Origin of the sequence: Streptomyces afghaniensis, from assembly GCF_044327915.1 — a bacterium.
Lineage (GTDB): Bacteria > Actinomycetota > Actinomycetes > Streptomycetales > Streptomycetaceae > Streptomyces > Streptomyces afghaniensis.
In genome coordinates this window covers 1-26,671 of sequence record NZ_JBIRGJ010000008.1, presented here as the reverse complement: position 1 = coordinate 26,671, position 26,671 = coordinate 1, and the positions used below count along the sequence as shown (strand labels likewise).

Below are 26,671 nucleotides of genomic sequence, written 5' to 3'. Positions count from 1 at the left end.
GACTTATAGGACTATGTCCAAGATCGGGAGCATGCGTGGATTTCTTGCTTCTTCGATCGGTGTCACCTGTGCGGCCGCTCTGGCCCTCCCGCTCACTCCGCCCGCCGTCGCGGCGACGGCGAGACCGGTGCCGACCACGGAAGCCGCCACGGCAGCGAGACCCGCGCCCCACGCGGGGACACCGGACACGACCATGACCAGCCGGCGCGCGGCCGAGCCGTACGCCCTCGGCAGCACCCAGTCCCTCCCCCTCGAACCCCTCACCCGCAACCGCGCCACCCCCACCGGTCCCGACACCCCCGAACAGGGCCTGACCCGCCGCTCCGTACGCCACTTCTCGCTCGTCGGCGTTGTCTGGGACAACCCGGCGGCCGAACTGCACGGCCGCGTCCAGGTCCGCACCCGGGCCGCCGGCACCGGCACCTGGTCGGGCTGGCAGGACGTCGAGGCGCACAACGGCGACCACGCGGCCGACCCGGACACCCCCGAGAGGGCCTCGGGCCGCGTCCGCGGCGCCACGGCGCCGCTGTGGGTCGGCGACTCCGACGGCGTGGAACTCCGCGTCCGCTCCGAACCCGGGAGCGCGCAAGCCGACTCCGCGCACCACGGCACGCACGCCCGCAACCTGCCCGCCGCGCCCCCGCTCCCCTCCGGTCTCCGACTCGAACTCGTCGACCCGGGTGATGACGCCCCACCGCCCGACGCCCCTGAGGACGACTCCGGCGCCACCGGTCTCGCCGAGGAGATCGCCGCCGCCGACGAGACCTCCGTCGCCGAAGAGATCACCGCCGCCACCGAAGCCGCCGCCACCGAAGCCTCCGCGGTCAACACCGACCTGGTTCCCCTGGGCGCCACCGAGATCCCGGCACTGAACCGGGCGGAGACCGAGCAGGAGTTCTTCACTCTCAACGCCGGTGAGCTGACGGAGCAGCAGCGGGTGAGGCCGTTCGTCGGCCCGCGCCCGCGCATCGTCACGCGACGCGGCTGGGGCGCGAACGAGGGGCTGCGGGAGCGGGGCTTCCGGTACACGAAGAAGGTCAAAGCGGCCTTCGTGCACCACACGGCCAGCGGCAACAACTACCGCTGCTCGCAGTCCCCGTCAGTCATCCGCAGTATCTACCGCTACCACGTCAGGAGCATGGGCTGGCGGGACGTCGGCTACAACTTCCTCATCGACAAATGCGGAAAGATCTACGAGGGCCGAGCCGGGGGCGTGGCAAGGCCGGTCCTCGGCGCCCACACCCTTGGTTTCAACAGCAACAGCATGGGGATCGCCGTCCTCGGGTCGTACGGCGCCAAGAAGCCGTCGTCCGCCGCAGTCAAGGCCATCGCCCGGCTCACGGCGTGGAAGCTGGGCCTGTACCGGGTGAATCCGCGGGGAAAGACATACCTGAAGTCGGCTGGTAGCAATCTCCACCGAAAAGGTAAGAAGGTACGACTGAACGTGATCTCCGGTCACCGGGACGGATTCCAGACGTCCTGCCCGGGACGCAAGCTCTACGGCAAGCTCGGCTCGGCCCGCTCCAAGGCGGCCCGGTACCAGGGCCGCTGAGACACACGTTCACCGCCGTCGGGGGGCAGCGGGGCGGAATGCCGCACGGCCAGCGAAGGCGCCACGGAACGGTCTGCATACACTGACCGGCCGAAAGACAGTTCGGCCGGTCCCGGCAGGAAGCAGAGACGACACGTGACAGAAGCGATCCTCCTGGTCGGCGGCAAGGGCACCCGGCTGCGCCCGCTCACGGTGCACACGCCCAAGCCCATGGTGCCGGCGGCCGGGGTGCCCTTCCTCACGCACCAGCTGGCGAGAGCGAGAGCGGCGGGCGTCGAGCACATCGTCCTGGCCACGTCCTATCTGGCCGAGGTCTTCGAGCCGTACTTCGGTGACGGTTCCGCGCTGGGGCTCCACCTGGAGTACGTGACGGAGGAGGAGCCCCTGGGCACGGGCGGCGCCATCCGCAACGTGGCCTCCCGGCTGCACTCCGGCCCCGACGACCCGGTGCTGATCTTCAACGGCGACATCCTCACGGGCCTCGACATCAGGGCCCTGGTCGACACCCACGAGTCGACGGGTGCGGACATCTCCCTGCACCTCACCAAGGTCACGGACCCGCGCGCCTACGGTCTCGTCCCCACGGACGACACGGGCAGGGTCCTGGCGTTCCTGGAAAAACCGCAGACGCCCGAGGAGATCGTCACCGACCAGATCAACGCGGGGGCGTACGTCTTCCGCCGCTCGGTCATCGACACGATCCCGCAGGGCCGGCCGGTGTCGGTGGAGCGGGAGACCTTCCCCGACCTCCTCTCCGCCGGAGCCCACCTCCAGGGCATGGTCGACTCGACGTACTGGCTGGACCTCGGCACACCGGCGGCGTTCGTCCGGGGCTCGGCGGACCTGGTCCTGGGCCGGGCCCCGTCCCCGGCGGTTCCCGGCCGCTGCGGCGACCGCCTGGTCCTGCCGACGGCGACGGTCGCGGCCGACGCGAAGCTGTCCGGCGGCACGGTGGTCGGCGAGGGCGCCTTCGTCGCGGAGGGCGCCCGCGTCTTCGGCAGCACGATCCTCCCGGGCGCCGTGATCGAACCCGGAGCGGTCATCACCGACTCCCTCATAGGCACCCGGGCCCGCGTCGGCGAACGCTCCGTCCTCACCGGCACGGTGATAGGCGACGGCGCGGTCATCGGCCCCGACAACGAACTCCGCGACGGCGCCCGCATCTGGTGCGACGCCCAAATCCCAGCGGGAGCGGTCCGCTTCTCGTCGGACCAGTAGACCTACGCGCGAGCGGGGCTGAGCTGCGGGCAGTCGTGCCGCCAAGGGCGGCACGGGAGGGCGATGGGGGTCCCCCCTGCTCGAGCGAAGCCGAGAGCTCGGGGGAGGCACCCCGCTCCGCCGGGCTGCGGACCCACCCTGCCTCAGCCACAACGCCGCCGCACTGGAAACCGGGGCAGCTCACAACGCCCCGATATCCCACCGCGGCATCTTCGGTGCCCTCCGCCCCGGCACCACCCCACTCAACAGGATCAACCGAGCCGCCCGATGCCGCTGCCCCGCATACGGCTCCAGCAACTCCAGCATCACGGAGTCATCGGCATCCCGGTCCCCGGCCAGCGCCCACCCCACGATCCGGGGCAGATGCAGATCCCCCACGGTCACCTCGTCCGGCGCCCCATGACTGCGCTGCACCGTCTCCGCCGACGTCCACGGCCCCACCCCCGGCACAACCTCCAAACGCGCCCGAGCCGCCCCCGGCTCCATCCCGGCAGCCTCCTCCAACCGCCCGGCCACCCGGACCGCACGCAGAATCGTCGACGCCCGCTTGTTGTCCACCCCGGCCCGATGCCACTCCCACGACGGGATCAACGCCCACTCCCGGGGCGCCGGCATCACACACATCCGCCCGGGCGCGGGCCCCGGCGCCGGCTCCCCGAACTTCCGCACCAGCAGCCGCCACGCCCGATACGCCTCATCGGTGGTGACCTTCTGCTCCAGAATCGACGGAATCAGCGACTCCATCACCAGCCCGCTCCGCGTCAGCCTGAGCCCGGGCCGCCGATGCCGGGCCAGCGCCACCAGCCGGTGCCGGGGCACGAACACGGACGGGTCGTCGGCGGCCCCGAGCAGCTCCGGCAACCGGTCCAGCAGCCACTCCGCCCCGGGCCCCCAGGCCTGGCCGCGCACCCCACCGCCGTACGCGCAGACCCGTAGCGTGCCGGGCCCGGCGGGCGTACGACAGGCCCGCCACACGGACCCGTCCGGCGTCGCCCGGAACGTCGGATCACCCGGCCCGCGCCGCAGCGGCCCCAGCACCAGACCGAGATCCAACGGCCCGTCCGGCACCCAGTCGCGCACTCGCCCCGGCCCCGCCGCCTGCCGCGGCACGCCCCCGGCGACGCCGACGTGCCCGCCGCGCACAGTGGTGCGCGTGGGCCGGGGAGCGAAGCGTCCTGCCATGAGTGAAGTCCCTGGGAAACGATGCGAAGCGAGAGGAGCCCTACGAGCGTAGGCGCCGGCCGGCGCCGGTCACCGCACCTCGATGAAGGCCCCCGCATCCCGCTCCGGCCGCGGACGCGGTTCCTCCGCCGGATGCCCGACCGCCACCGCGCCCATCGGGTCCCAGTCCGCCGGCAGCCCCAGCACCTCGCGCACCACGTCCCGGCAGAACATCGTCGAGGACACCCACGCCGAACCCAGCCGCTCCCCGGCCAGTGCGACCAGGAAGTTCTGCACGCCGGCGCCGGTGGCGACCACGAACATCTCCCGCTCGGCCCCGTCGCGCCGCGCGTCGCCGTAGGTGTGCGAGCCGTCCATGACCAGACAGGGGACGACGAGGTACGGCGCGTTCCGCAGGACGTCCCCGCGCCGCACCCGCTTGGCGATGGACTCCTCCGTCTTGCCGTCCCTCCGCAGATCGGCGATCCACGCGTCACGCATGGCGTCGAGCAGCCGCGTCCGCGACTCCTCGGACTCCAGCAGCACGAAGCGCCAGGGGGTGGTGTGGTGCGGCGCCGGAGCCGTCACCGCCGCGGCCACCGCCCGCCGTACCGCGCCGGGGTCGACGGGCTCGTCCGTGAAGGCCCGGACCGTGCGCCGCTGGGTCACCGCCAGCCGTACCGCCTCCGATGTGCCGAGCCGGAACATGTCGTCGCGCGCGCCGCGCACCATGGCCCGCGCTCCCTCTGCGTCGTCCGGAGCCAGCACGTGCGGCAGGCCGCGCACCACGGCGACGGGGAGTCCGGCCGCCTTGCCCTTGACCAGGTCGCCGGCCGCGGCGAGTTCGTCGGCCGTGGCGACGACGGTGGCGCTGAGCGGGTTGCCGTGCGCGTCCGTGCCGCCGCGCAGGTCGTCCAGTACGCGCACTCCGGCCGCGCCGATCGCGACGTCCGTGAGCCCCGCGCGCCAGGGCCGCCCGAACGTGTCGGTGACGACGACACCGACGTCGACGCCGAGGACCTCCCGCAGTCCGTCGCGGATCGCGCGGGCGGACGCGTCCGGGTCCTCGGGCAGCAACAGGACCGTCCCCGAAGGGATGTTGGACGCGTCCACCCCGGCCGCGGCCATGACAAGGCCCTGACGGTTCTCGACGATCCGGAGGCTGCCGCGCCGGGCGACCACCCGTACCGTCTCGGCGTCGATGGCGGCCTCCCGGTCGGCCGCCTGGACCGCCCGGCCCTCCGCCTTGGACACGATCTTCGACGTGACCAGCAGTACGTCCCCGTCGGCCAGACCGGGCTCGGCGGCCGCGATCAGCTTGGCCAGATCGTCCCCGGCCGCGACCTCGGGCATCCCGCCCAGGGCCCACACCCGGTACCCGTCGGCACCCTGCCGGTTCTCCGGGACCTCGGCGCTCAAGCTCCCCGCACCTCCTCCGCCAGGGTCAGGGCCTCCCGCGCCATCCGTGCGGTCGCGTCGGCGTCGGTCATCATCAGCGGCACGGCCCGGCAGCGGATCCCGGCCGCTTCGACCCGCTCCACCGCGCCGGCGTCCACCGTGTCGACGAGCCAGCCGTCCAGCAGGCCCGAGCCGTAGTGCTCGGCCACCGCCGGCGCGGTCGACTCGACGCCCACGGCGGCGAGCACCTTGTCGGCCATGCCCCGCACGGGCGCGTCACCGACGATGGGGGACAGGCCGACCACCGGCACTCCGGCGTCGGCGATGGCCTCCCGGATGCCGGGCACGGCGAGGATCGTGCCGATCGACACCACCGGGTTGGACGGCGGGAAGAGGATCACGTCCGCCTCGGCGATCGCCTCCAGCACACCCGGCGCGGGCTTCGCCTGGTCGGCGCCCACCGGCACGATCGCCTCCGCGGGCACGGAGGCGCGCAGCCGCACCCAGTACTCCTGGAAGTGGATCGCCTTGCGCTCGCCGTCGAGCTCGACGGCCACGTGGGTCTCGACGCGGTCGTCGGACATCGGGATCAGCCGCACGCCCGGCTGCCAGCGGTCGCACAGCGCCTGGGTCACCGCGCTCAGCGGGTACCCGGCGCCGATCATCTGCGTCCGCACGATGTGCGTGGCGAAGTCCCGGTCGCCGAGGCCGAACCACTCGGGCCCGACGCCGTACGCCGCGAGCTCCTCCTTGAGGTGGAAGGTCTCCTCGGCGCGCCCCCAGCCCTGCTCCTCGTTGATGCCGCCGCCGAGCGTGTACATCACCGTGTCGAGGTCCGGGCAGACCTTCAGCCCGAAGAGGTGGATGTCGTCCCCGGTGTTGCCGATGACCGTGATGTCCGCGTCCGGAACGGCCCGCTTCAGACCACGCAGGAACCGGGCACCACCGATGCCGCCTGCCAGAACCACAATGCGCATGGGAGCCAGTCTTGCAGGCGCCTGTGACAACCGGTCGGCGGCTTCGGCAACCGGTCAGGCGGTCACGCCGACCGGTCGGGCACGGCACGGCAACCGGTCAGGCGGTCACGGCATCCGGCAGGGTCCGGGCCTCGCAGTGCTGGGCCGTGTGCATCGGCATCTCCGTCAGGCCCGGGTAGTAGACGTGCAGGCTGACCGCCGGCTCCAGGGCGTCGTTCATGACTTCGTGCGCGTACCCCGGCGCGAAAACGCGCTGCGCGCCTGCCCGCAAGGCGCGCGAGCCCCGCTCCGTGCGCTCGGTCAGCGTGCCGGCCAGCACGGTCAGCACACCGGAGGAGCGGCCGTGGTCGTGCAGCCCGCTGCCCTGCCCGGGCACCCAGGACAGCAGCCACACCTCGTAGCCCGGGCCGGTGCGCAGCCGGTGGTACCAGCGGCTGGTCGCGTCGTACCGGACGAGGTGCTCCCACTGGGAGCGGTCGGCGGCGATGGAGCGGGCGAGTCCGACGAACTCGGCGACGGTGGCCGGGTGCTCGCGCGGGGTCTGGAGCAGATGCGGGACTTCGAGGATGTCGCCGGCGATCTGGAGGTCGCTGTCGCTGTTCATGGGTGCGGTGGTTCCTCAGTGAAAGAAGGTCAGAGGGAACAGAAGCCGAGAGACGGGTGGCTCGGCCTTCAGCTGGAGCAGGTGTGGCTCAACAGCTGGAACAGCAACAGCGACAGCGAGCGCGGGCAGCACCGTGGGACCCGGCGGTGCGGGTCGAGGTGAGGACCGAGTTCGCGAGCATGCCCACAAGGACACCGGTTCACACCCGCACTGTCAACTCGGCACCCGCCGTGTGCGACGTGGTTCACCTCATCCGGTCGTTCACTCAGATGAAAGGTTTGTTCATTGCCCGCCCGGGACACATGGCGTCCAACCGGGCGCACCAAACCCCGTTGCGTACTCGTGATCCGAATGTGATCCGTTTCGCTTCGAGGTGCGTGTCGGAACGAGATCGAACCTCTGGGCGTCCTTCTCCGTACAGGTCTGCGAGGGGTCCGGCGGACGGCGTGAGCCCTTGCGGGCTCCGTCGGTGTGTCAGGTTTTATGGTGATTTGAACACTTTCCGCTTGGGCTTGGTTCCGCAGAGTGAATAAGGGGCTCAATAGCAGATCTCGGCTTGACTCGCCCGGAGCAGCACACTTGTAATTTCACTCGTGTCGTTCAGCCGGAATCGGTAACGGCTAGATCACGGGGACGCGAAAGACAGACGAGGGGCGCACATGACCGAGACGGTGCAGCAACTGCTGGTCGACGACGCGGACGAGGAACTCGGCTGGCAGGAGCGCGCACTGTGCGCCCAGACCGACCCCGAGTCCTTCTTTCCCGAGAAGGGCGGCTCGACCCGGGAGGCCAAGAAGGTCTGCCTCGCCTGTGAGGTCCGCTCCGAGTGCCTCGAGTACGCCCTCGCCAACGACGAGCGATTCGGCATCTGGGGCGGCCTGTCCGAGCGGGAGCGCCGCCGGCTGAAGAAGGCAGCGGTCTGACCGGCATCCCGGATCCGTACGCACGGCTCTGACGGCCCGTCGCACGTGGGTTATCCACAGGCGGCGGGCCCCCTTGTTGCGCAGCCGATAGTGTGGTCGCTCGTCCGAGACGCCCCGCTGCCCCCACCGGTCGCAGGCGTCCACCGCAGTCCACCGAACCGGGGCCCGTACCTCGATGTCCGTGCACAGCCACCCGGCAGCTCATCACGACAGCGCTGCCACACCTGAGTTCCCGCGTCATGTGGTGACCGCGGTCCTCGTCTCCCACGACGGCGCCCGCTGGCTGCCGGACGCGCTCGCCGGGCTGCTCGGCCAGGAGCGACCCGTCCAGTACGCGATGGGCGCCGACACCGGCAGCGCGGACGACTCCGCCCAGCTGGTCACCGACGCCCTCGGCGCCGACCGCGTGCTGCACCTCGCCCGCCGCACCGGCTTCGGCCAGGCCGTCGAGGAGTGCGGCCGCACGGCTCCGGTCCTCACTCCCGAGCACCTCCCGTACCTGAAGCGGCCCAGCGGCTGGGACCCGGTCACCCGCTCCTGGCGCGACGACGCCTACGACCTGCCCGAGCTCCCGCACGGAGAGCCGGTCCAGTGGCTGTGGCTGCTGCACGACGACTGCGCCCCGGAGCCCGACGCCCTGGCCCAGCTGCTGCGCGTCGTGGACAACGAATACGAGCTGGGCCGCGAGGACGTGGCCGTCGTCGGCCCCAAGCTCCGCGGCTGGTACGACCGGCGGCAGCTGCTGGAGGTCGGCGTCAGCATCGCCAACTCCGGCCGCCGCTGGACCGGCCTGGACCGCCGCGAGCAGGACCAGGGACAGCACGACCACGTCCGGCCCGTGCTGTCGGTGTCCACGGCCGGCATGCTGATCCGCCGCGACGTCTTCGAACAGCTCGGCGGCTTCGACCGGCACCTGCCCCTCATGCGCGACGACGTCGACCTGTGCTGGCGCGCGCACGCGGCGGGTTACCGCGTCCTGGTCGCCCCCGAGGCGGTCGTCCGGCACGCCGAGGCGGCCTCCCGCGAGCGCCGCACGGTCGACTGCGTGGGCCGAACGGCCGCCTCCCCGCACAAGGTCGACAAGGCCGGCGCCGTCTACACCCTCCTCGTCAACGCGCGTACGGCCGTGCTGCCCTGGGTACTGCTGCGGATCGTGCTCGGTACGCTGCTGCGGACCGTCGCCTACCTCGTCGGCAAGGTCCCCGGCCAGGCCGTCGACGAGATCCGCGGTCTCATGGGCACGCTGCTCAGGCCCGAGCGGATCCTCGCCGGGCGGCGCGGCAGAGGCGCCCCCCGGATCGACAAGGACGAGCTGCGGCCACTGTTCCCGCCGCCCGGCGCGACCGTCCGCATGACCGTCGAGCAACTCGCGGGCAACCTCGTGGGCAGCTCCGACCCCGAGGTCGCCTCCGGCGCCGGACGGCACGGCGGTGCCGTCGAGTCGGGCCCCGGCGGCGACGACGCCGACTTCCTGGAGATCGAGCAGTTCGCCCGGCTCAAGCGCATCGCGCGCAAGCCCGGACCGGTGCTCTTCCTCGTGCTGCTGCTCGTCTCCCTGGTCGCCTGCCGCGAACTCCTCGGCGGCGGCGCACTAGCGGGCGGTGCCCTGCTGCCGGCCCCGGCCGACTCCTCCGACCTGTGGGCGCGCTACCTGGACGCCTGGCACCCGGTCGCCGCCGGCGGCACCTCCTCCGCGCCGCCGTACCTCGCGCTCGTGGCGATGCTGGCGTCCCTGCTGTTCGGCTCGACCGGCCTCGCGGTCACGCTGCTGCTCGTCTGCTCGGTGCCGCTGGCCGGTGTCACCGCCTACTTCGCCTCCCGCCCGCTGGTCGAGTCCCGGCTGCTGCGCGCGTGGGCGGCCGTCGTCTACGCCTTCCTGCCCGCCGCCACCGGCGCCCTCGCCGGAGGCCGGATCGGCACGGCCGTCCTGGCCGTGCTGCTGCCGCTCATCGCCCGCGCGGGCATCGCCGCCAGCGGCCTGGCGAACCCCTCCGGAGCGCGTGGCAGTTGGCGCGCCACCTGGGCGTACGCCCTGCTGCTGACCATCACCACCGCGTTCACCCCGATCGTGTGGCCCATCGCGCTGCTCCTCGGCGCCGGGCTGCTGGTCCTGCGCCGGACCGACGTCACGGCGTACGGGCTGCGGTTCCTCGCCCAGCTCGGCACGCCCCTGCTGGTCCTAGCGCCCTGGTCGCTGTCGCTGCTGCCGTTCGGCTTCTTCCAGGAGGCCGGTCTGGAGTACGGCCCGTCGGCCGCCTCCCCCCTCGACCTGCTCGGCGCCAGCCCGGGCGGCCCCGGAACGGTCAGCGGCCTCATGCTGATCGGCATCGTGCTGGCAGCGCTCGCCGCCCTGCTCCGTTCCGAACGCCGGCTGGGCATCTGGACGGCCTGGACGGCCGCCCTGACCGGCTTCGTCTTCGCGGTCCTGTCCAACAGCTCCACCTGGTCGGGCCCCGCGACCCTCGTCTACGGCATCGCCCTCCTGGCCGCCGCCGCGCTCGGCGCCGACGGGGCCCGCTCGCGCGTGGCCGAGCAGAGTTTCGGCTGGCGTCAGCCGGTCGCCGTGCTGATCGCCTTCGCCTCGGCCGCGGGCCCGCTGCTCATCGCCGCGGGCTGGATGATCCGCGGCGCGGACGGCCCTGTGGAGCGGCGCGACCCGACACAGGTCCCCGCGTTCGTCGCCGAGGAGAGCGGCAGCAGCGACCAGGCCCGCACCCTCGTCCTCGACAGCGACTCCGCCTCCCACGTCGGATACATGCTGGTCCGCGGCTCCGGCGCCCGCCTCGGCGACGGCGAGATCGCCGCGGCCGACGGCGAGAACAGCAGGCTCGACAAGGTCGTCGCCAACCTCGTCGCCGGCTCCGGCGCCGACCAGTCCGACCAGCTCGGCGCCTTCGCCGTGCGCTACGTCCTCGTCCACCAGGGCGCTCCCCGCGATGTCACCCGCGTCCTGGATGCCACGCCCGGCCTGACCCGGCTCAGCCAGCAGAACGGCGGCGCGCTGTGGCAGATCGACCAGGAGGTCGCGCGCGCCACCATCGTCCCCGCCTCCGGCTCTGGCACTCCGCAGACCGTCGCAGCCGGGCCCGTCGACATCCACACCACGATCCCGACCGGCTCCGACGGGCGCGTGCTGCGCCTGGCCGACACCGCCTCCGACGGCTGGACCGCCACGCTCGACGGCAAGCCACTGACCCCCACCACGGTCGACGGCTGGGCCCAGGGCTTCGAACTCCCCGCCACCGGCGGCAAGCTGGACGTCACCTACGACAACCCCGTCGGCCACACCGCGTGGCTGTGGGCGCAGGGCCTCCTCGCCGTCGTCCTCGTCGTGCTCGCCCTGCCCGGCCGGCGCCGCGACATCGACGACGACCTGCCCGAGGAGCCGGCCGTCCCGGCCCAGGCGGTCGCGGGCGAGGGCCGACGGGCCCGCCGCCTGCGCGCCCAGGCGGAGGCCGAGGCCGAAGGGGCGGCGCAGCCCGAGGAGTTCCCGCCCCCGCAGCCCGAGCAGCCGCCGGCCCCCGTGCCGCAGCAGCACCATGGCCAGTGGGACCCCGCCGCCCACCAGAGCGGCGAGTACGCGAACTACGGCGACCAGTACCAGGGCGCCCAGTACCCGGCCGACGCCTACGGACAGCAGTACCCGGCGGATCCCTACCAGGGCGGCCAGTACGACCCGTACGCGTACGGCGGTCAGCCCCAGAACCCGTCGTACGACCCACAGGGCTACGACCATACGGGCTACGACCAGGCCTATCCCCAGGGCTACGGCGCGTCGTACGACCCGGCGCAGCACCACCACCCCCACGGCACGGGCAGTGAGCGTCCCGACGGGAGCCAGCAGTGAACCGCACCACCCTGTCCCTGATCGCCGGCGCGACCGCGCTCGCCGCCGTCACCGGCTTCGCCGTGCTGTCCGCCCCGGACACCCCGGGCGCCGGCACCACCGCCAAGGCGGCGGCCCAACTGCCCGTGGAGCGCACGAGCCTGCTGTGCCCCGCGCCCAGCCTCTCCGACATCGCGGAGACGTCGTACACCTCCTTCACGCCCGTCACGAAGGGCACCGGGAGCGGCGGCAAGGCCGAACTCCAGGCGGCCGCCCAGGAGTCGAAAGACGACTCGAACGCGGGTGGCGACAAGGGCAAGGACGGCGGGAAGTCCGGCGAGCGGAAGACCGAGAAGCCCGTGCTGACCCCCAAGGAGCCCGGCAAGCCGGTCACCGGGGACAGCTCGGGCGCCGAATCGCCCGCGCTGGTCGGGACGGCGGACGGCAGGTTCGCGCCCGGCTGGACGGTCCAGGAGACGACGGAGGTCGCCGTGGGGACCGGACGGGGCCTTCAGGGCGTCAACTGCACGGCCCCGGACACGAGTTTCTGGTTCCCCGGCGCCAGCACCGCGGCCGACCGCACCGACTACGTCCATCTGACGAACCCCGACGACTCGGCCGCCGTCGTCGACATCGAGCTCTACGGCAAGGACGGCACCCTCAAGTCCACGGTGGGGGAGGGCATCACGGTCCAGCCGCACTCCAGCGACCCGGTCCTGCTGTCCACCCTCACCGACGAGCAGCAGGCCAACCTCACCGTGCACGTCAACGTCCGCAGCGGGCGGGTCGGCGCCGCCGTGCAGGCCCTGGACGACAAGCTCGGCGGCGACTGGCTGGCCGCGTCCACGGACCCGTCGGGCAGCCTGGTCCTGCCCGGCATCCCCAAGGACGCCACCTCCGTGCGCCTGGTCGCCTTCACCCCGGGCGACGCCGACGCGGACCTCAAGGTGCGCCTCGCCTCCCCCTCCGGGCTGATCACCCCGGCCGGACACGAGACGGTGCACGTCAAGGGCGGCATGACCACGGCCGTCGACCTGGGCGACGTGACGCGCGGCGAGGCGGGCTCCCTGGTGCTGACGCCGACGGACCAGTCCGTGCCCCTCGTGGCGGCCCTGCGGGTCGTGCGCGGCAAGGGCGACAAGCAGGAGACGGCCTTCATCCCGGCCACCCGCCCCGTCGGCACGCGCGCGACGTCCGCGGACAACAGCGCCAAGGGCAGCACGCTCTCCCTGACGGCCCCCGGCCGCACGGCCACGGTCCAGGTCACCGCCTCGGCGGGCAGCGAGGGCGGCACGCCGGTGTCGAAGACGTACACGATCAAGGCCGGCACCACCCAGGACATCGAGCCCCCGGTCCCCAGCGGCCTGAAGGGCACGTACGCGCTCACGGTCGAGCCGAAGTCCGGCGGCCCGGTCTACGGCGCCCGCACCCTGGCGGCGACGGAGGGCGGCGTCCCCGGCTTCACCGTGCAGACACTCCCCGACGACCGGGGGACGGTGGCCGTGCCGGAGGCGGACGAGGACCTGTCGGTGCTGCAGAAGTAGGCCCTGACCACTGCGGTCGATGTTGCGGAAGCAGCCCTGACCACTGCGGTCGGCGCTGCGGAAGCAGCTCCGACCGCTGACGGCCGTCTCAGCCCTGGTCCTCGCCGTACCGCGGATCCACCGTCTCCGGTGTCAGCCCCAGCAGCTCGGCGACCTGCTCGACGACGACCTCGTGCACCAGCGCCGCCCGCTCGTCGCGGCCCTTGGTGCGGATCTCGACCGGCCGCCGGTAGACCACCACGCGCGCGGGGCGGCCCTCGCGGGCGCTGATCGTGCCGCCCAGCGGGACCGCCTCGTCGTTCCAGGCCTGGCCGGGCCCGTCGAGCCGCGGCACCTCCAGCACCAGGAAATCGATGTCGGCGAGCTGCGGCCAGCGCCGCTCCAGGCGTTCCACGGAGTCCTGCACCAGATCGGCGAACGCCTCCGCGCGGCTGGCGGCGAGGGGCACCTGCGGCGGTGCGATGGGGCCGCGCATGCCCCGGCCGTGGCGATCACGGCGGCGGGGCCCGGGGGCGGCGGCTCGGGGCGTTACGGGCTTGTCCATCACTGCTGAAGGGTAGTCCCCGCCGCGTCCCCGTGCCCGGCACCGCACGGCGGTACGGACGGCTTCCGGCCGACCGGTACGGCATGTCGTTACATGACCATTCCAGCCAAGGTTGGGCTCGATTCCGTATCTCGCCGAGACCGGCGACCTCACGGCAATTGAGGGTTTTATGGCGACTCTTGACCGCTTGGAGCGCTGTTCGACACCTCGGACGACGCTGTCCGGGCAGGTCAGCAGCTTGCGCCCAAAGGGGGGTGTGGGGCGTTTCACAGCACGACACGGGGGAGTGACCTGGTGGAGAGTCGTCGCGGCCCGCTCAAGAGTGCGGTACCGTCCAACGTCGTGAGCCCTGTACGTCGCTGTTCGCGCACCGCCTGCGGCCGTCCCGCCGTCGCGACGCTGACGTACGTCTACGCCGACTCGACCGCGGTCCTCGGCCCGCTCGCCACCTACGCCGAACCCCACTGCTACGACCTGTGCGCCGAGCACTCCGAGCGCCTCACCGCCCCGCGCGGCTGGGAGGTCGTCCGGCTCCTCGACGGCTCGGCCCCGGCGCGCCCCAGCGGCGACGACCTGGAAGCGCTTGCGAACGCCGTGCGCGAGGCGGCCCGCCCCCAGGAGCGGGCGGCCGGAGCCGGTGGCGGCGGGCGCGCGGCCGACCCGATGGAGGTCGCCCGGCGGGGCCACCTGCGCGTCCTCCGGTCGCCCGACAACTGACCGCACCCCACGGTTCCTCCCCGCGCAGACCCATTGACGCGGGCTTGGCGCGGACATGACCATTCCGTTTTGAGGCCGCGAGAAATCGCTTTCGCATGACGGAAACCGGGGAGGCGCCCGTGTACGTCCAGGAACTGGAACCCGTCGCCGGCTCACTGGGCCTGTCCGCCCTGGTGGCGGCCCTGCCCCTCGTGATCGTCCTGGTCCTGCTCGGCGGCGCCCGCATGAAGGCGCACCTGGCGGGCCTGACCGGCCTCCTCGCCGCCGTTCTCGTCGCCCGGCTCGCCTATGGCATGCCCCTGGGGCAGACACTCTCCAGCGCCGCCCAGGGTGCCGCCTTCGGCCTCTTCCCCATCCTGTGGATCGTCGTCAACGCCCTGTGGGTGTACCGGATGACCGTCCGCACCCGGCACTTCGACATCCTGCGCCGCTCCTTCGGCCGGCTCTCCGACGACCCCCGCATCCAGGCGCTCGTCATCGCCTTCTGCTTCGGGGCGCTGCTGGAAGCGCTCGCCGGCTTCGGCGCGCCCGTCGCGATCAGCGCGGTCATGCTGGTCGCCCTCGGGTTCGAACCGGTGCGCGCCGCCGTCGTCGCCCTGGTCGCCAACACCGCGCCCGTGGCCTTCGGCGCGATGGGGACACCGGTCGTCACGCTCGCCCAGGTCACCGGGCTGCCGCTGGACTCCGTGGCGTCCCTGGTGGGCCGTCAGACGCCGCTGCTGGCCCTCGTGGTGCCCCTCGTACTGGTCTGGCTCGTGGACGGCCGGCGCGGGCTGCGCGAGACCTGGGTGCCCGCCCTCGCCTGCGGAGTCGCCTTCGCCGTAGCCCAGTTCGCCGCCTCCAACTACGTCTCCGCCCAACTGGCCGACATCGGCGCCGCCCTGGCGGGCGCGGGCGCCCTGGTCGCCGTGCCGCACGCGCGCGTGCCCGCCGCCGAGTCCGTCCGCGCCTCCGTACTGACCGGCGTGCGCAGCGAGGAACTGGACGAAGAGGACCCGCCCCGCGAGGTCCTGCGCGCCTACGCCCCCTACGCACTGATCGTCCTGATCTTCTCCGTCGCCCAGGTCCCGGCCGTCAAGGACCGGCTGGACCAGGCCACACAGACCTACGACTGGCCCTTGCTGAACGTGCTCGGCTCCGACGGCGAACCGGTCGGCGGCAACGTCTTCACCTGGCCGATCGTGTCGACCGGCGGCACGCTCGTCCTGCTCGCCGGGATCTGCACGGCCGCCGTCATCGGCGTCCACGCGCGCGTGGCGGTGCGGGAATGGCTCGCGACCGTCCACGAGCTGCGCTTCGCGATCCTGACGGTGACGTCCGTACTGGCGCTCGCGTACGTCATGAACCTCTCCGGCCAGGCGGCGACCATCGGCCACTTCGTGGCGGCGGCCGGAGCCGGGCTCGCCTTCCTCTCGCCCGTCCTCGGCTGGTTCGGAGTCGCCGTGTCCGGCTCGGACACCTCGGCCAACGCCCTCTTCGGCGCCCTCCAGGTGACCGCCGCCCGGGAGTCCGGACTGTCGCCCGACCTCCTGGCCGCCGCCAACAGCTCCGGCGGCGTCCTCGGCAAGATGATCTCCCCGCAGAACCTCACCATCGCCTGCGCGGCCGTAGGACTCGCGGGCCGTGAGGGCGACTTGCTGCGCAAGGTACTGCCGTGGAGCCTGGGCCTGCTGCTGGTGATGTGCCTGATCGTGGTCGGCCAGAGCACGCCCGTGCTGGGCTGGATGCTGCCCTGACCTGAGGTTACGGCTGGGAGTCCTCTTGGCGTCCGCCCAGCGCGCTGTCAGCGGCCGGGGGTAGTTTGTGCGGACCGACAGCACTTTTTCAGGAAGGTTGGCCGTGGCTGCTGATCTGTCGCAGGTCGTGAAGGCGTACGACGTACGCGGGGTCGTCCCCGACCAGTGGGACGAGTCCCTGGCCGAGCTCTTCGGAGCGGCCTTCGTGCAGGTCACCGGCGCGAGCGCCATCGCGACCGGGCACGACATGCGGCCCTCCTCACCGGGCCTGTCGCGGGCCTTCGCGCGCGGGGCGGCGGCCCTGGGCGCCGACGTGACCGAGATCGGCCTGTGCTCGACGGACCAGCTGTACTACGCCTCGGGCGCGCTGAACCTGCCGGGCGCCATGTTCACCGCCTCCCACAACCCGGCCCAGTACAACGGCATCAAGATGTGCCGCATGGGCGCCGCCCCGGTCGGCCAGGACACCGGCCTCGCCGAGATCCGCGAACTGGTGGAGCGCTGGAGCGAGTCGGGCGCCCCCGAGCCCGCCGCGACGCCGGGAACCATCACCGGCCGCGACACGTTGTCGGACTACGCGGCGCACCTGCGCTCCCTGGTCGACCTGACCTCCATCCGCCCCCTGAAGGTCGTCGTCGACGCGGGCAACGGCATGGGCGGCCACACGGTCCCCGAGGTTTTCGCCGGCCTGCCCCTGACGCTGGTCCCGATGTACTTCGAGCTCGACGGCACCTTCCCCAACCACGAGGCCAACCCCCTCGACCCGGCCAACCTCGTCGACCTCCAGAAACGGGTCCGCGAAGAGGGCGCCGACCTCGGCCTCGCCTTCGACGGGGACGCCGACCGCTGTTTCGTCGTCGACGAGCGCGGCGAGCCGGTCTCCCCGTCGGCGATCACGGCCCTGGTGGCCTCCCGCGAACTGGCCAGGCACGGCGGCAAGGGCACGATCATCCACAACCTGATCACGTCCTGGTCGGTCCCCGAGGTGGTCGCGGAGAACGGCGGCACCCCGGTCCGCACCCGCGTCGGCCACTCCTTCATCAAGGCGGAAATGGCGCGTTCGGGCGCGATCTTCGGCGGCGAACACTCCGCGCACTACTACTTCCGCGACTTCTGGAACGCCGACACGGGCATGCTGGCCGCCCTGCACGTCCTGGCCGCCCTCGGCGGCCAGTCGGGCCCGCTCTCCGCCCTCGTCGCCGAGTACGACCGCTACGCCGGCTCCGGCGAGATCAACTCCACGGTCACCGACCAGGCGGCCCGCCTCGCCGCGATCCGCTCCGCGTACGAGAACCGCGAGGGCGTCACCCTCGACGACCTCGACGGCCTGACCGTCTCCGCCACCGACTGGTGGTTCAACGTCCGCCCCTCCAACACCGAGCCACTGCTCCGCCTGAACGCGGAGGCGAGGGACCAGGAGACGATGGCCAGGGTGAGGGACGAGGCACTGGCGATCATCAGGGGATAAGGGGCCGGTGCTACCACCCCCGCCCCACCCCCACCGGCGGTACCCTGACCAGGCACATCCGCATCACCCCGAACACCAACGCCCCACCCCGCCCCATCCCCGAAGGGACCCCGCATGGCCCTCGAAGCCGGCCTCCTCGAAATCCTCGCCTGCCCGGCCTGCCACGCCCCCCTCAAGGAGCAGGACACTGAACTGCTCTGCACCGACCAGAGCTGCGGCCTGGCCTACCCCGTCCGCGACGGCATCCCCGTCCTCCTGGTCGACGAGGCCCGCCGCCCCGCGTAGGCCCCGCCCGGGCAGACACACCCGCGTGAACCCCCGGTGCACATAGCCCCCCGGCACGACGGGAACCGACGTAGGACACCCCAAAAACGGGGCTCGGAACGGACCCCGGCCATCGGAGGCTGCCGCCCATGCTCGACGAATCGCTGCTCGACTCCCCGGAGGGCCTCTCCCAGGCCGACCACCGCGGGCTGCTCCGCGGCGCCGCAGAAGCCGGCGCCCGCGTCCGCACGGCCGCCCGCCACTCCGCCGAGGCCGGTATCAACGACCTCAAGCCCGACGGCCGCCCCCGCGCCGTCCTCATCGCCGGCCCGGGCGCCGCCGCCACGCACGCCGCGGACCTCATCGGCACCCTCGCCGGCGCCGGCAGCCCGGTCACGCGGCTGGCCCCCAGCGGCGTCGCCCCCGCCGCGGGCGCCCTGCGCTGGGAACTGCCCGGCTGGGTCGGCTCCGTCGACCTCCTCCTGATCACCACCCCGGACGGCAGCGAACCGGGCCTGTCCCTCCTCGCCGAGCAGGCCTACCGCCGCGGCTGCAACGTCGTCGCCGTGGCCCCCAGCCGCTCCCCGCTCGCCGACGCGGTGAACGGCTCGCACGGCCTGTTCGTCCCCATGGCGACCGCCCCGTACGACCAGGAGGAGCCCCTCGCCGCCTCCGCACCCGGCGTCCTGTGGGCACTGCTCACCCCACTGCTCGCGCTGCTGGACCGTACGGGAGTGCTCGTCGCCCCGCCGGACGCCCTCGGCAAGGTCGCCGACCGCCTCGACCGCGTCGCCGAACGCTGCGGCCCCGCCATCGCCACCTACAGCAACCCCGCCAAGACCCTCGCCGCCGAACTGGCGGACGCCCTCCCGATCGTCTGGACCGAGGGCACCTCGGCCGGACCGGCGGGCCGCCGTTTCGCCGCCGCGCTCGCCGAACTGTCCGGCACCCCCGCGGTCGTCGCCGAACTCCCCGAGGCGCTCGCCGCACACAGCGCCCTGCTCGCCGGCCCCCTGGCCGCCAGCGCCGACCCCGACGACTTCTTCCGCGACCGCGTCGAGGAACCACCCGCCCTGCACGCGCGCGTGGTGCTCCTCCGCGACCGCCCCATCGGCGGCCTCACCGCCGCCCCCGGCGCCCGCGACCTGGCCCTCAGCCACGACACACCGATCAGCGAACTGGAACCGGAGGAGGGCGGCGAACTGGAGACCCTCGCGGAACTGATCGCCATCACGGATTTCGCCGCGGTTTACCTGGCGCTCGCTTCGAGGGCCTGATCTTGCCCGGGACACCCTGACGCGCCCGCACGCCCGAACACGCAGAGAGACCCCCATGGACCGCCTCGACAACACCATCCGCCCCTACGCCTGGGGTTCGCCCACCGCCATCCCGCACCTGCTCGGCACCGAACCCACCGGCGAGCCGCAGGCGGAGATGTGGATGGGCGCCCACCCGGGCGCCCCCTCACGCACCGGCCGGGGCACGCTCGTCGAGGTCATCGACGCCGACCCGGAGAAGGAACTCGGACCGGCCGCGGTCGCCAGGTTCGGCCCCCGCCTGCCCTTCCTCCTCAAGATCCTCGCCGCCGGCGCCCCGCTCTCCCTCCAGGTCCACCCCGATCTGGAACAGGCCAAGGAGGGCTACGCGGACGAGGAGCGCCGCGGCATCCCCGTGGACGCCCCGCACCGCAACTACAAGGACGCCAACCACAAGCCCGAACTGATCTGCGCCCTCACCGAGTTCGACGGCCTGTGCGGCTTCCGCGACCCGCTCGCCGCCGCCGGCCTGCTCGACGACCTCGGCATCGACTCCCTCAAGCCGTACGTCGACCTGCTGCACGCCCACCCCGAGGACGCCGCCCTGCGCGAGGTCCTCACGGCGATCCTCACCGCCGACCCCGAGGAGATGTCCCGCACGGTCGCGGAGGCCGCCACCGCGTGCACCCGCCTCGGCGGCGCCTACGCCCCCTACGCCGACATCGCCCACCACTACCCGGGCGACCCCGGCGTCATCGCCGCGATGCTGCTGAACCACGTCCGGCTCCAGCCCGGCGAGGCCCTCTACCTCGGCGCCGGCGTCCCGCACGCCTACCTGAACGGCCTCGGCGTCGAGATCATGGCCAACTCCGACAACGTCCTGCGCTGCGGCCTGACCCCCAAGCACGTCGACGTCCCCGAGCTCCTGCGCATCGTCCGCTTCCGGCCCAGCGACCCCGGCGTCCTGCGCCCCGAGGCATCCCCGGACGGCGAGGAACTCTACGAGACCCCCATCGACGAGTTCCGCCTCTCCCGCTACGTCCTCCCCGAGGCCGGCAGCGCCCATGACCTCACCCGCGCCACCCCGCAGATCCTCCTCTGCACCGCCGGCACCGTCAGGGTGGGCGAGCACGACCTGACCCCGGGCCGATCCGTCTTCGTCCCGGCCGGTGAAACGGCCGAAGTGTCCGGAAAGGGCACGCTCTTCCGGGCCACCGTCATCGCCTGACCGTTTCGACGACCCCCTTGCTGGTGACCTGAAGCACCGCGGCCCGAGCGGGCTGCAACAATGGCCCACCGTCAAGCACGGGCAAAGTCGCGGGCGGCGCAGCAAGGCGAGCGTCCGGGCCCTGGAACGGCGTACGAAGGGACAACGCGAACACATGAGCGCGTCAGGCGGCACCAAGGCGATCGTGGCGGCACTGGCCGCCAACCTCGCGATCGCGGTAGCGAAGTTCGTGGCGTTCATCTTCAGTAACTCGTCGTCGATGCTCGCCGAGTCCGTCCACTCGCTCGCCGACTCCGGCAACCAGGCACTGCTCCTGGTCGGCGGCAAGAAGGCCAAGCGCGAGGCCACCCCGCAACACCCCTTCGGCTACGGCCGCGAGCGCTACATCTACGCCTTCCTCGTGTCCATCGTCCTCTTCTCGGTCGGCGGCATGTTCGCCCTCTACGAGGGCTACGAGAAGATCAAGCACCCGCACGAGCTGACGCACTGGTACTGGCCGGTCGGCGTCCTGGTCTTCGCGATCATCGCCGAGACCTTCTCCTTCCGCACGGCCATCAAGGAGTCCAACCTCCTGCGCGGCAAGCGCTCCTGGAAGGAGTTCGTCCGCCACGCCAAGGCCCCCGAGCTCCCGGTCGTCCTCCTGGAGGACCTCGGCGCCCTCGTCGGCCTCATCCTCGCCCTCGGCGGCGTCGGCCTCGCCCTGCTCACCGGCGACGCCGTCTGGGACGGCATCGGCACCCTCTGCATCGGCGTCCTGCTCATCCTGATCGCCCTGGTCCTCGCCGCCGAGACCAAGTCGCTGCTGCTCGGCGAGTCCGCCGGCGTCGAGGAGACGCAGAAGATCGAGGCCGCCGTCGTCGACGGCGACACGGTCACCCGCATCATCCACATGCGCACGCTCCACCTCGGCCCCGAGGAACTCCTCGTCGCCGCCAAGATCGCCGTCCGCCACGAGGAGACGGCCACCGAGATCGCCGCCGCCATCGACGCCGCCGAGTCCCGCATCCGCGAAGCCGTCCCGATCGCCCGCGTGATCTACCTCGAGCCGGACATCTACAGCGAGGCCGAAGCCGCCAAGGGCCCTGACGCCGAGGCAAGCCCCGGCGGCCCGACCCCGCACCCCGCCGACCACTGACACCCCCTCCCACGACTCCTCCGGCAACGGGGCCCGCCGAACCACTCGGCGGGCCCCGTCGCCTTCCCACCCCCGCACCCCCCCGCCCGTCACGGGATCGGCTTGATGTGTTTGCCTGCGGACTGGGGATCGCAGGCGCCCCCGGTGTAGCTTGGGACGGAGCCAGACGTCGCTGCTGATGGCGGTCGGGCGGTCCCACCGCGGACCGGCCGAGGGAGAGAGGGCCTCCGACGGACTGCGCTGCGCACACGCGGGCATGCCTGTGTCCTCTTTCGGGCACCCCTGTGTCCGCCGCCGCGCAGACCAGCCGTACCCACCTCGACCCAACCCCGAGGAGCAGCTCGCAATGACGACTGTCGAAAACCGACAGGACTTCAAGGTCGCCGACCTCTCCCTGGCCGAGTTCGGCCGCAAGGAGATCACCCTCGCCGAGCACGAGATGCCCGGCCTGATGGCGATCCGCAAGGAGTACGCCGAAGCGCAGCCCCTGGCCGGCGCCCGCGTCACCGGCTCCCTGCACATGACCGTTCAGACCGCAGTGCTCATCGAGACCCTGGTCGCCCTCGGCGCGCGGGTCCGCTGGGCGTCCTGCAACATCTTCTCCACCCAGGACCACGCTGCCGCGGCCATCGCCGTGGGCCCGAACGGCACGCCCGACAACCCGCAGGGCGTCCCGGTCTTCGCCTGGAAGGGCGAGACCCTGGAGGAGTACTGGTGGTGCACGGAGCAGGCGCTGACCTGGCCGGACAGCCCCACCGGCGGCCCGAACATGATCCTCGACGACGGCGGTGACGCCACCCTCCTCGTCCACAAGGGCGTCGAGTACGAGAAGGACGGCAAGGTCCCGTCCGTCGACACCGCCGAGTCCGACGAGCACCGCGTCATCCTCGAACTCCTGCACCGCACCATCACGGACGGCTCGCAGAAGTGGACCCAGCTGGCCTCCGAGATCCGCGGTGTGACCGAGGAGACCACGACCGGTGTCCACCGCCTGTACGAGATGCAGCGTGACGGCGTCCTGCTGTTCCCGGCGATCAACGTCAACGACGCCGTCACCAAGTCGAAGTTCGACAACAAGTACGGCTGCCGCCACTCGCTCGTCGACGGCATCAACCGTGCCACCGACACCCTGATCGGCGGCAAGACCGCGGTCATCTGCGGCTACGGCGACGTGGGCAAGGGCTGCGCGGAGTCCCTGCGCGGACAGGGCGCCCGCGTGATCGTCACCGAGATCGACCCGATCTGCGCCCTCCAGGCGGCGATGGACGGCTACCAGGTCACGACCCTGGACGAGGTCGTCGACAAGGCCGACATCTTCATCACCACGACCGGCAACAAGAACATCATCATGGCCTCGGACATGGCCAAGATGAAGCACCAGGCGATCGTGGGCAACATCGGTCACTTCGACAACGAGATCGACATGGCCGGCCTCGCGAAGATCCCCGGCATCGTCAAGGACGAGATCAAGCCGCAGGTCCACACCTGGACCTTCCCCGACGGCAAGGTGATCATCGTTCTGTCCGAGGGCCGCCTGCTGAACCTGGGCAACGCCACCGGTCACCCGTCGTTCGTGATGTCCAACTCCTTCGCGGACCAGACCCTGGCCCAGATCGAGCTGTTCACCAAGCCCGACGAGTACCCGACCGGCGTCTACGTGCTGCCCAAGCACCTCGACGAGAAGGTCGCCCGGCTCCACCTGGACGCGCTCGGCGTGAAGCTGACCACGCTCCGCCCCGAGCAGGCCGAGTACATCGGCGTGCAGGTCGAGGGCCCGTACAAGCCGGACCACTACCGCTACTGAGCCAGCAGCACCGCTGCCGGTCAGTTCGCTGCCGGTCAGATCTCCGAGGCAGGCCCCCGCACCCCCGTGCCGGGGGCCTGCCCCGTTTGCCGGACCAGCGACCTGGCCAGCCCGTCAAGACCCAGGACCCCCATGCCCCGCGGCCGCTATTCGCTCCACGATCCGCACGATCACACCCCCCTCGCGGAAGAACACTTCCAGTGCGCCCCCGGCCCCTCCGGCTGGCGCTACGTATCCCAGCTGACCACCCCCTCGGGCGATCACCACGGCTCCGTCGACCTCACCCTCGACGAACTCGGCCGCCCCATCCGCCTGGAACTGCACGCCGCCGCCTGGCAGGTCCGCGGCGCCGCCCTCGACGGCGTCACCTGGGTCCGCACCGACCCCACCGGAACCGACGCCACCGAAGGCAATGTGCGCGCCCACGCCTTCACCGGCACCTCCCCGGCGTTCCTCATCGCCACCACCCGTCTCCTGCGCCTCACCCCCTCCACAGCAGGCACCCGCGTACGCCTCGTCGCCTTCACGGATCCGGTCCTCGCCCCGCGCACCGTGGACCAGTCGTGGACCTTGCTGAAAAGAGAAGCACACGCCACTGACAACGGCCCCCTGACCGTGGACGAATACCAGGTCACAGCCCTGGACACGGGAGAACAGCACTCCGTGCACATCGCCGGTGACGTGGTGCTCGCGGCCCCCGGCATCGAGCTCGAAGACCTCGAATCACCGCCGTCGGTGTTCACCTGAGGCCGGTACCCGCTGAACGGGCAGCCCGTTCTCCCCTACGCCGGCCTACGCCGGCGGCACGAACCCGGTCCCAGGACGCTCGCCCGCGGGCACCTCATGCGGCGCCGCGGGCCGAGCCCCACCCGACGACTCGACAGCTGCGCCGGACGGCTGAGACGGGTCACTGGGCGGCACAGTCGGCGGTCGTCCGTACGCATCGGACGCCGCGCCCGCAGCCGAAGCGGTCCCAGCAGCCGGCGCCGCATCGGCACCAGCAACCGGACCGGACGACGAGGACGACCCGCTCCCGAAAGCCCGCCGAGCCTCCCGCGCCTGCCGTTCCTGCACGACCGCCGCCAGATACGCCGCCGGCGGGACACCCTGCGGCACCGGAGCCCCCGTACGTTCCGCGAGATCCGACGCCAGCCGCTCAGCCATGGACCACCCCACCTGCGGGTCCAACTGCTGCATCCGCGTCAGGTACTGCCGCACGGCGAGCCACAGCCCGTCGGGCACCGCGGACAGGTCGAGCTCCGAGAACCGCCCAGCCAGCCAGGGCGGGGGAGGCGGCACGAACCCGGTCCGCGCGACCGGAATCCGCTCCCGAACGACGAGGGTCCCCGCGAACACATCCCCCAGTCGCCGCCCACGCGCAGACACGAACGAGGCGATACAGGCGACGACACCGAAGGTCATGAGGATCTCGATCACCCCGATCAAGCCCCTCACCAGGGCATGCCGGAACCGGATCGGCCCACCGTCGTCCCGCACCACACGCAGCCCGCACGCCATCTTCCCGAGCGAGCGCCCGTGGCTGAGCGTCTCCACCGCGATCGGCCCGCCCACCAGTACGAGAACGAACGTCGCGATCGACAGCGCGGTCTGCGCAGCATCGTCCAGCGAGGCAGTGGAGACCACGACCGCGATGGTCACCGCGACGTAGACGGCCACGGCCGCCACAAGATCCAGCAATACGGCCAGCGCCCTGCTGGGCAACCTCGCGGGGCGCAGCTCCAACGCCACCGCCTCGCCCGTCACCAGCTCACTCACGCCCGCCGTCCTTCCCCTGCCCTGCCCCCGACAGGGCCAGTCTGCCAAGCTGAGGGCGCATCGCGCCGCAGTACGACAAGCTGATCCACGACGAGCCGCCGACGAACAGCCGAGGAGCAGGCAGACCGATGGACCTCGACGTCTTCGTCTCCGCCCACCGAGCGGAGTGGGACCGCCTCGAAGCCCTGCTCCGCCGCCAGCGCCGCCTCAGCGGTGCCGAAGCCGACGAACTCGTCACCCTCTACCAACGCGCCGCCACGCACCTCTCCCTGATCCAGTCCAGTGCTCCCGACCCCCAGCTGACCGGCAGGCTCAGTCAACTCGTGGCACGCGCGCGTAGTGCCGTGACAGGCACCCGACGCGCCACCTGGCGCGACGTCACCCGCTTCCTCGCCCACGGCTTCCCGGCCGCCGTCTACAAGTCACGCCACTGGTGGGTACCCACCGCGCTGCTGTCCACGGCAGTCGCGGCCCTCCTGGGCTGGTGGATCGGCACCCACCCCGAGGTACAGGCCTCCATCGCGGCCCCCAGCGAACTGCGCGAGCTCACCCGCCCCGGCGGCCAGTACGAGACGTACTACTCCAGCCACCCGGCCGCCAGCTTCGCCGCCCAGGTCTGGACGAACAACGCCTGGGCCGCAGCCCTGTGCCTGATCCTGGGCGTTTTCCTGGGGCTCCCGGTCATCTGGATCCTCTTGCAGAACATGCTCAACCTGGGCATCGGCTTCGGCCTGATGTCCTCGGCCGGCCGCCTCGACACGTTCCTCGGCCTCGTCCTCCCGCACGGCCTGCTCGAACTGACCGCCGTTTTCGTGGCCGCCGGCACCGGTCTGCGCCTCGGCTGGACCCTCATCGACCCAGGCCCCCGCACACGACGCACAGCTCTCGCGGAAGAGGGCCGCGCCGCCATCGGCATGGCCATCGGCCTGGCGCTGGTCCTCTTCGTCTCCGGCGCCATCGAAGGCTTCGTCACCCCGTCCGGCCTCCCCACCTGGGCCCGCATCACCATCGGAGTCGTCGCCGAACTGGCCTTCTTCGCCTACGTCTACGTCCTGGGCGGCCGCGCCGCCCGCGCCGGTGACACCGGTGACGTCGAGGCAGCGGAACGCAGCGCCACCGTCCCGACGGCTGCCTGAACGGCCCTGCGACCGCCTGATGTGCGACCACGCCCGTTCAACTGCTAGTCTCCTCTTCGCCCCACGGGAGCCGTTGACACGGCCCTTGCGGGGAGGTAGATTCGAACAGTTGCCTGGACATGGGGTTCAACCCCAGATCGGCGACAGTGAGCATCTGTCTGCTTCATGAAACGCTGATTTCATCGAAGCCCCTCCCGATAAATCGGAAACGAGCGGCCGGTCAGTCCGGTCCGAAACTTCTGATAAAGTCGGAACCGCCGGAAAGGGAAACGCGGAAGCGGGAACCTGGAAAGCACCGAGGAAATCGGGTCGAGAAAAAGATCTGATAGAGTCGGAAACGCAAGACCGAAGGGAAGCGCCCGGAGGAAAGCCCGAGAGGGTGAGTACAAAGGAAGCGACCGTTC

21 protein-coding genes are annotated in these 26,671 nt (G+C 72.0%); 15 read left to right on the top strand and 6 right to left on the bottom strand.

Features of this window, described 5'->3' with window-relative positions; genetic code table 11:
- Window positions 1–13: 13 nt before the first annotated feature.
- Together ACH4G3_RS28915 and ACH4G3_RS28910 are read left to right on the top strand one after the other, a co-directional pair.
- The gene (locus tag ACH4G3_RS28915; protein WP_397627264.1) at window positions 14–1,552 is read left to right on the top strand and encodes a peptidoglycan recognition protein family protein; all 1,539 of its coding nucleotides are present in this window, start codon (window positions 14–16) and stop codon (window positions 1,550–1,552) included.
- A 135-nt stretch (window positions 1,553–1,687) separates the two neighbouring features.
- Window positions 1,688–2,770: a mannose-1-phosphate guanylyltransferase gene (locus ACH4G3_RS28910; protein WP_397627263.1), complete on the top strand. Its 1,083-nt coding sequence runs from the start codon at window positions 1,688–1,690 to the stop codon at window positions 2,768–2,770.
- A gap of 180 nt (window positions 2,771–2,950) precedes the next feature.
- Here the strand turns inward: ACH4G3_RS28910 and ACH4G3_RS28905 are convergent, their stop codons facing one another.
- The 4 genes from ACH4G3_RS28905 to ACH4G3_RS28890 all read right to left on the bottom strand — a co-directional run bounded on the left by ACH4G3_RS28905 (window position 2,951) and on the right by ACH4G3_RS28890 (window position 6,910).
- Entirely contained in the window at window positions 2,951–3,952 is a 1,002-nt protein-coding gene (locus tag ACH4G3_RS28905) for a DNA-3-methyladenine glycosylase family protein (RefSeq protein ID WP_397627262.1), read from the bottom strand.
- A gap of 69 nt (window positions 3,953–4,021) precedes the next feature.
- On the bottom strand, window positions 4,022–5,350 hold the full coding sequence (locus tag ACH4G3_RS28900; RefSeq protein WP_397627261.1) for a coenzyme F420-0:L-glutamate ligase: 1,329 nt from the start codon (window positions 5,348–5,350) through the stop codon (window positions 4,022–4,024).
- Entirely contained in the window at window positions 5,347–6,306 is a 960-nt protein-coding gene (gene cofD, locus ACH4G3_RS28895) for a 2-phospho-L-lactate transferase (protein ID WP_397627260.1), read from the bottom strand. Before cofD ends, ACH4G3_RS28900 begins: the two co-directional genes overlap by 4 nt.
- Window positions 6,307–6,403: 97 nt before the next feature.
- Complete coding sequence (locus ACH4G3_RS28890) at window positions 6,404–6,910, bottom strand: cysteine dioxygenase (protein ID WP_397627259.1); 507 nt, start codon at window positions 6,908–6,910, stop codon at window positions 6,404–6,406.
- Between the two features lie 659 nt (window positions 6,911–7,569).
- On the opposite strand from ACH4G3_RS28890, the gene ACH4G3_RS28885 reads away from it, so the two are divergent.
- From ACH4G3_RS28885 to ACH4G3_RS28875, 3 genes are all read left to right on the top strand, one after another.
- Entirely contained in the window at window positions 7,570–7,833 is a 264-nt protein-coding gene (locus ACH4G3_RS28885; protein ID WP_010034659.1) for a WhiB family transcriptional regulator, read from the top strand.
- A gap of 175 nt (window positions 7,834–8,008) precedes the next feature.
- Window positions 8,009–11,680, top strand: a complete 3,672-nt coding sequence (locus ACH4G3_RS28880) for a glycosyltransferase family 2 protein (RefSeq protein ID WP_397627258.1) — start codon at window positions 8,009–8,011, stop codon at window positions 11,678–11,680.
- Window positions 11,677–13,203, top strand: a complete 1,527-nt coding sequence (locus tag ACH4G3_RS28875) for a DUF5719 family protein (protein ID WP_397627257.1) — start codon at window positions 11,677–11,679, stop codon at window positions 13,201–13,203. The genes ACH4G3_RS28880 and ACH4G3_RS28875 overlap by 4 nt, the downstream gene beginning before the upstream one ends.
- 88 nt (window positions 13,204–13,291) lie before the next feature.
- Here ACH4G3_RS28875 and ACH4G3_RS28870 read toward each other — a convergent pair whose 3' ends face one another.
- Entirely contained in the window at window positions 13,292–13,747 is a 456-nt protein-coding gene (locus ACH4G3_RS28870) for a metallopeptidase family protein (protein ID WP_078885356.1), read from the bottom strand.
- Window positions 13,748–14,041: 294 nt separating this feature from the next.
- Between ACH4G3_RS28870 and ACH4G3_RS28865 the strand changes: the two genes are divergently transcribed.
- From ACH4G3_RS28865 to ACH4G3_RS28825, 9 genes are all read left to right on the top strand, one after another.
- Complete coding sequence (locus ACH4G3_RS28865) at window positions 14,042–14,464, top strand: DUF3499 domain-containing protein (RefSeq protein ID WP_010034669.1); 423 nt, start codon at window positions 14,042–14,044, stop codon at window positions 14,462–14,464.
- 119 nt (window positions 14,465–14,583) lie between these two features.
- Window positions 14,584–16,200: an L-lactate permease gene (locus ACH4G3_RS28860; protein ID WP_397627762.1), complete on the top strand. Its 1,617-nt coding sequence runs from the start codon at window positions 14,584–14,586 to the stop codon at window positions 16,198–16,200.
- Window positions 16,201–16,303: 103 nt separating this feature from the next.
- Window positions 16,304–17,668 (top strand): phosphomannomutase/phosphoglucomutase, encoded by a 1,365-nt coding sequence (locus tag ACH4G3_RS28855; protein ID WP_397627256.1) that lies wholly within the window; start codon window positions 16,304–16,306, stop codon window positions 17,666–17,668.
- A 114-nt stretch (window positions 17,669–17,782) separates the two neighbouring features.
- Complete coding sequence (locus ACH4G3_RS28850; RefSeq protein WP_020269428.1) at window positions 17,783–17,953, top strand: Trm112 family protein; 171 nt, start codon at window positions 17,783–17,785, stop codon at window positions 17,951–17,953.
- Window positions 17,954–18,081: 128 nt separating this feature from the next.
- Window positions 18,082–19,209: an SIS domain-containing protein gene (locus ACH4G3_RS28845; RefSeq protein WP_397627255.1), complete on the top strand. Its 1,128-nt coding sequence runs from the start codon at window positions 18,082–18,084 to the stop codon at window positions 19,207–19,209.
- Between the two features lie 55 nt (window positions 19,210–19,264).
- Window positions 19,265–20,416 (top strand): mannose-6-phosphate isomerase, class I, encoded by a 1,152-nt coding sequence (manA, locus tag ACH4G3_RS28840; RefSeq protein WP_397627254.1) that lies wholly within the window; start codon window positions 19,265–19,267, stop codon window positions 20,414–20,416.
- Between the two features lie 154 nt (window positions 20,417–20,570).
- Entirely contained in the window at window positions 20,571–21,551 is a 981-nt protein-coding gene (locus ACH4G3_RS28835; RefSeq protein ID WP_397627253.1) for a cation diffusion facilitator family transporter, read from the top strand.
- A gap of 346 nt (window positions 21,552–21,897) precedes the next feature.
- The gene (gene ahcY / locus ACH4G3_RS28830) at window positions 21,898–23,355 is read left to right on the top strand and encodes an adenosylhomocysteinase (RefSeq protein WP_397627252.1); all 1,458 of its coding nucleotides are present in this window, start codon (window positions 21,898–21,900) and stop codon (window positions 23,353–23,355) included.
- A gap of 132 nt (window positions 23,356–23,487) precedes the next feature.
- Window positions 23,488–24,102: a hypothetical protein gene (locus ACH4G3_RS28825; RefSeq protein WP_397627251.1), complete on the top strand. Its 615-nt coding sequence runs from the start codon at window positions 23,488–23,490 to the stop codon at window positions 24,100–24,102.
- Between the two features lie 45 nt (window positions 24,103–24,147).
- Here the strand turns inward: ACH4G3_RS28825 and ACH4G3_RS28820 are convergent, their stop codons facing one another.
- Window positions 24,148–25,131: an RDD family protein gene (locus ACH4G3_RS28820; RefSeq protein ID WP_397627250.1), complete on the bottom strand. Its 984-nt coding sequence runs from the start codon at window positions 25,129–25,131 to the stop codon at window positions 24,148–24,150.
- A gap of 128 nt (window positions 25,132–25,259) precedes the next feature.
- Here ACH4G3_RS28820 and ACH4G3_RS28815 point away from each other — a divergent pair, with 128 nt between their 5' ends.
- Window positions 25,260–26,267, top strand: a complete 1,008-nt coding sequence (locus ACH4G3_RS28815; protein ID WP_397627249.1) for a stage II sporulation protein M — start codon at window positions 25,260–25,262, stop codon at window positions 26,265–26,267.
- Window positions 26,268–26,671: the final 404 nt, after the last annotated feature.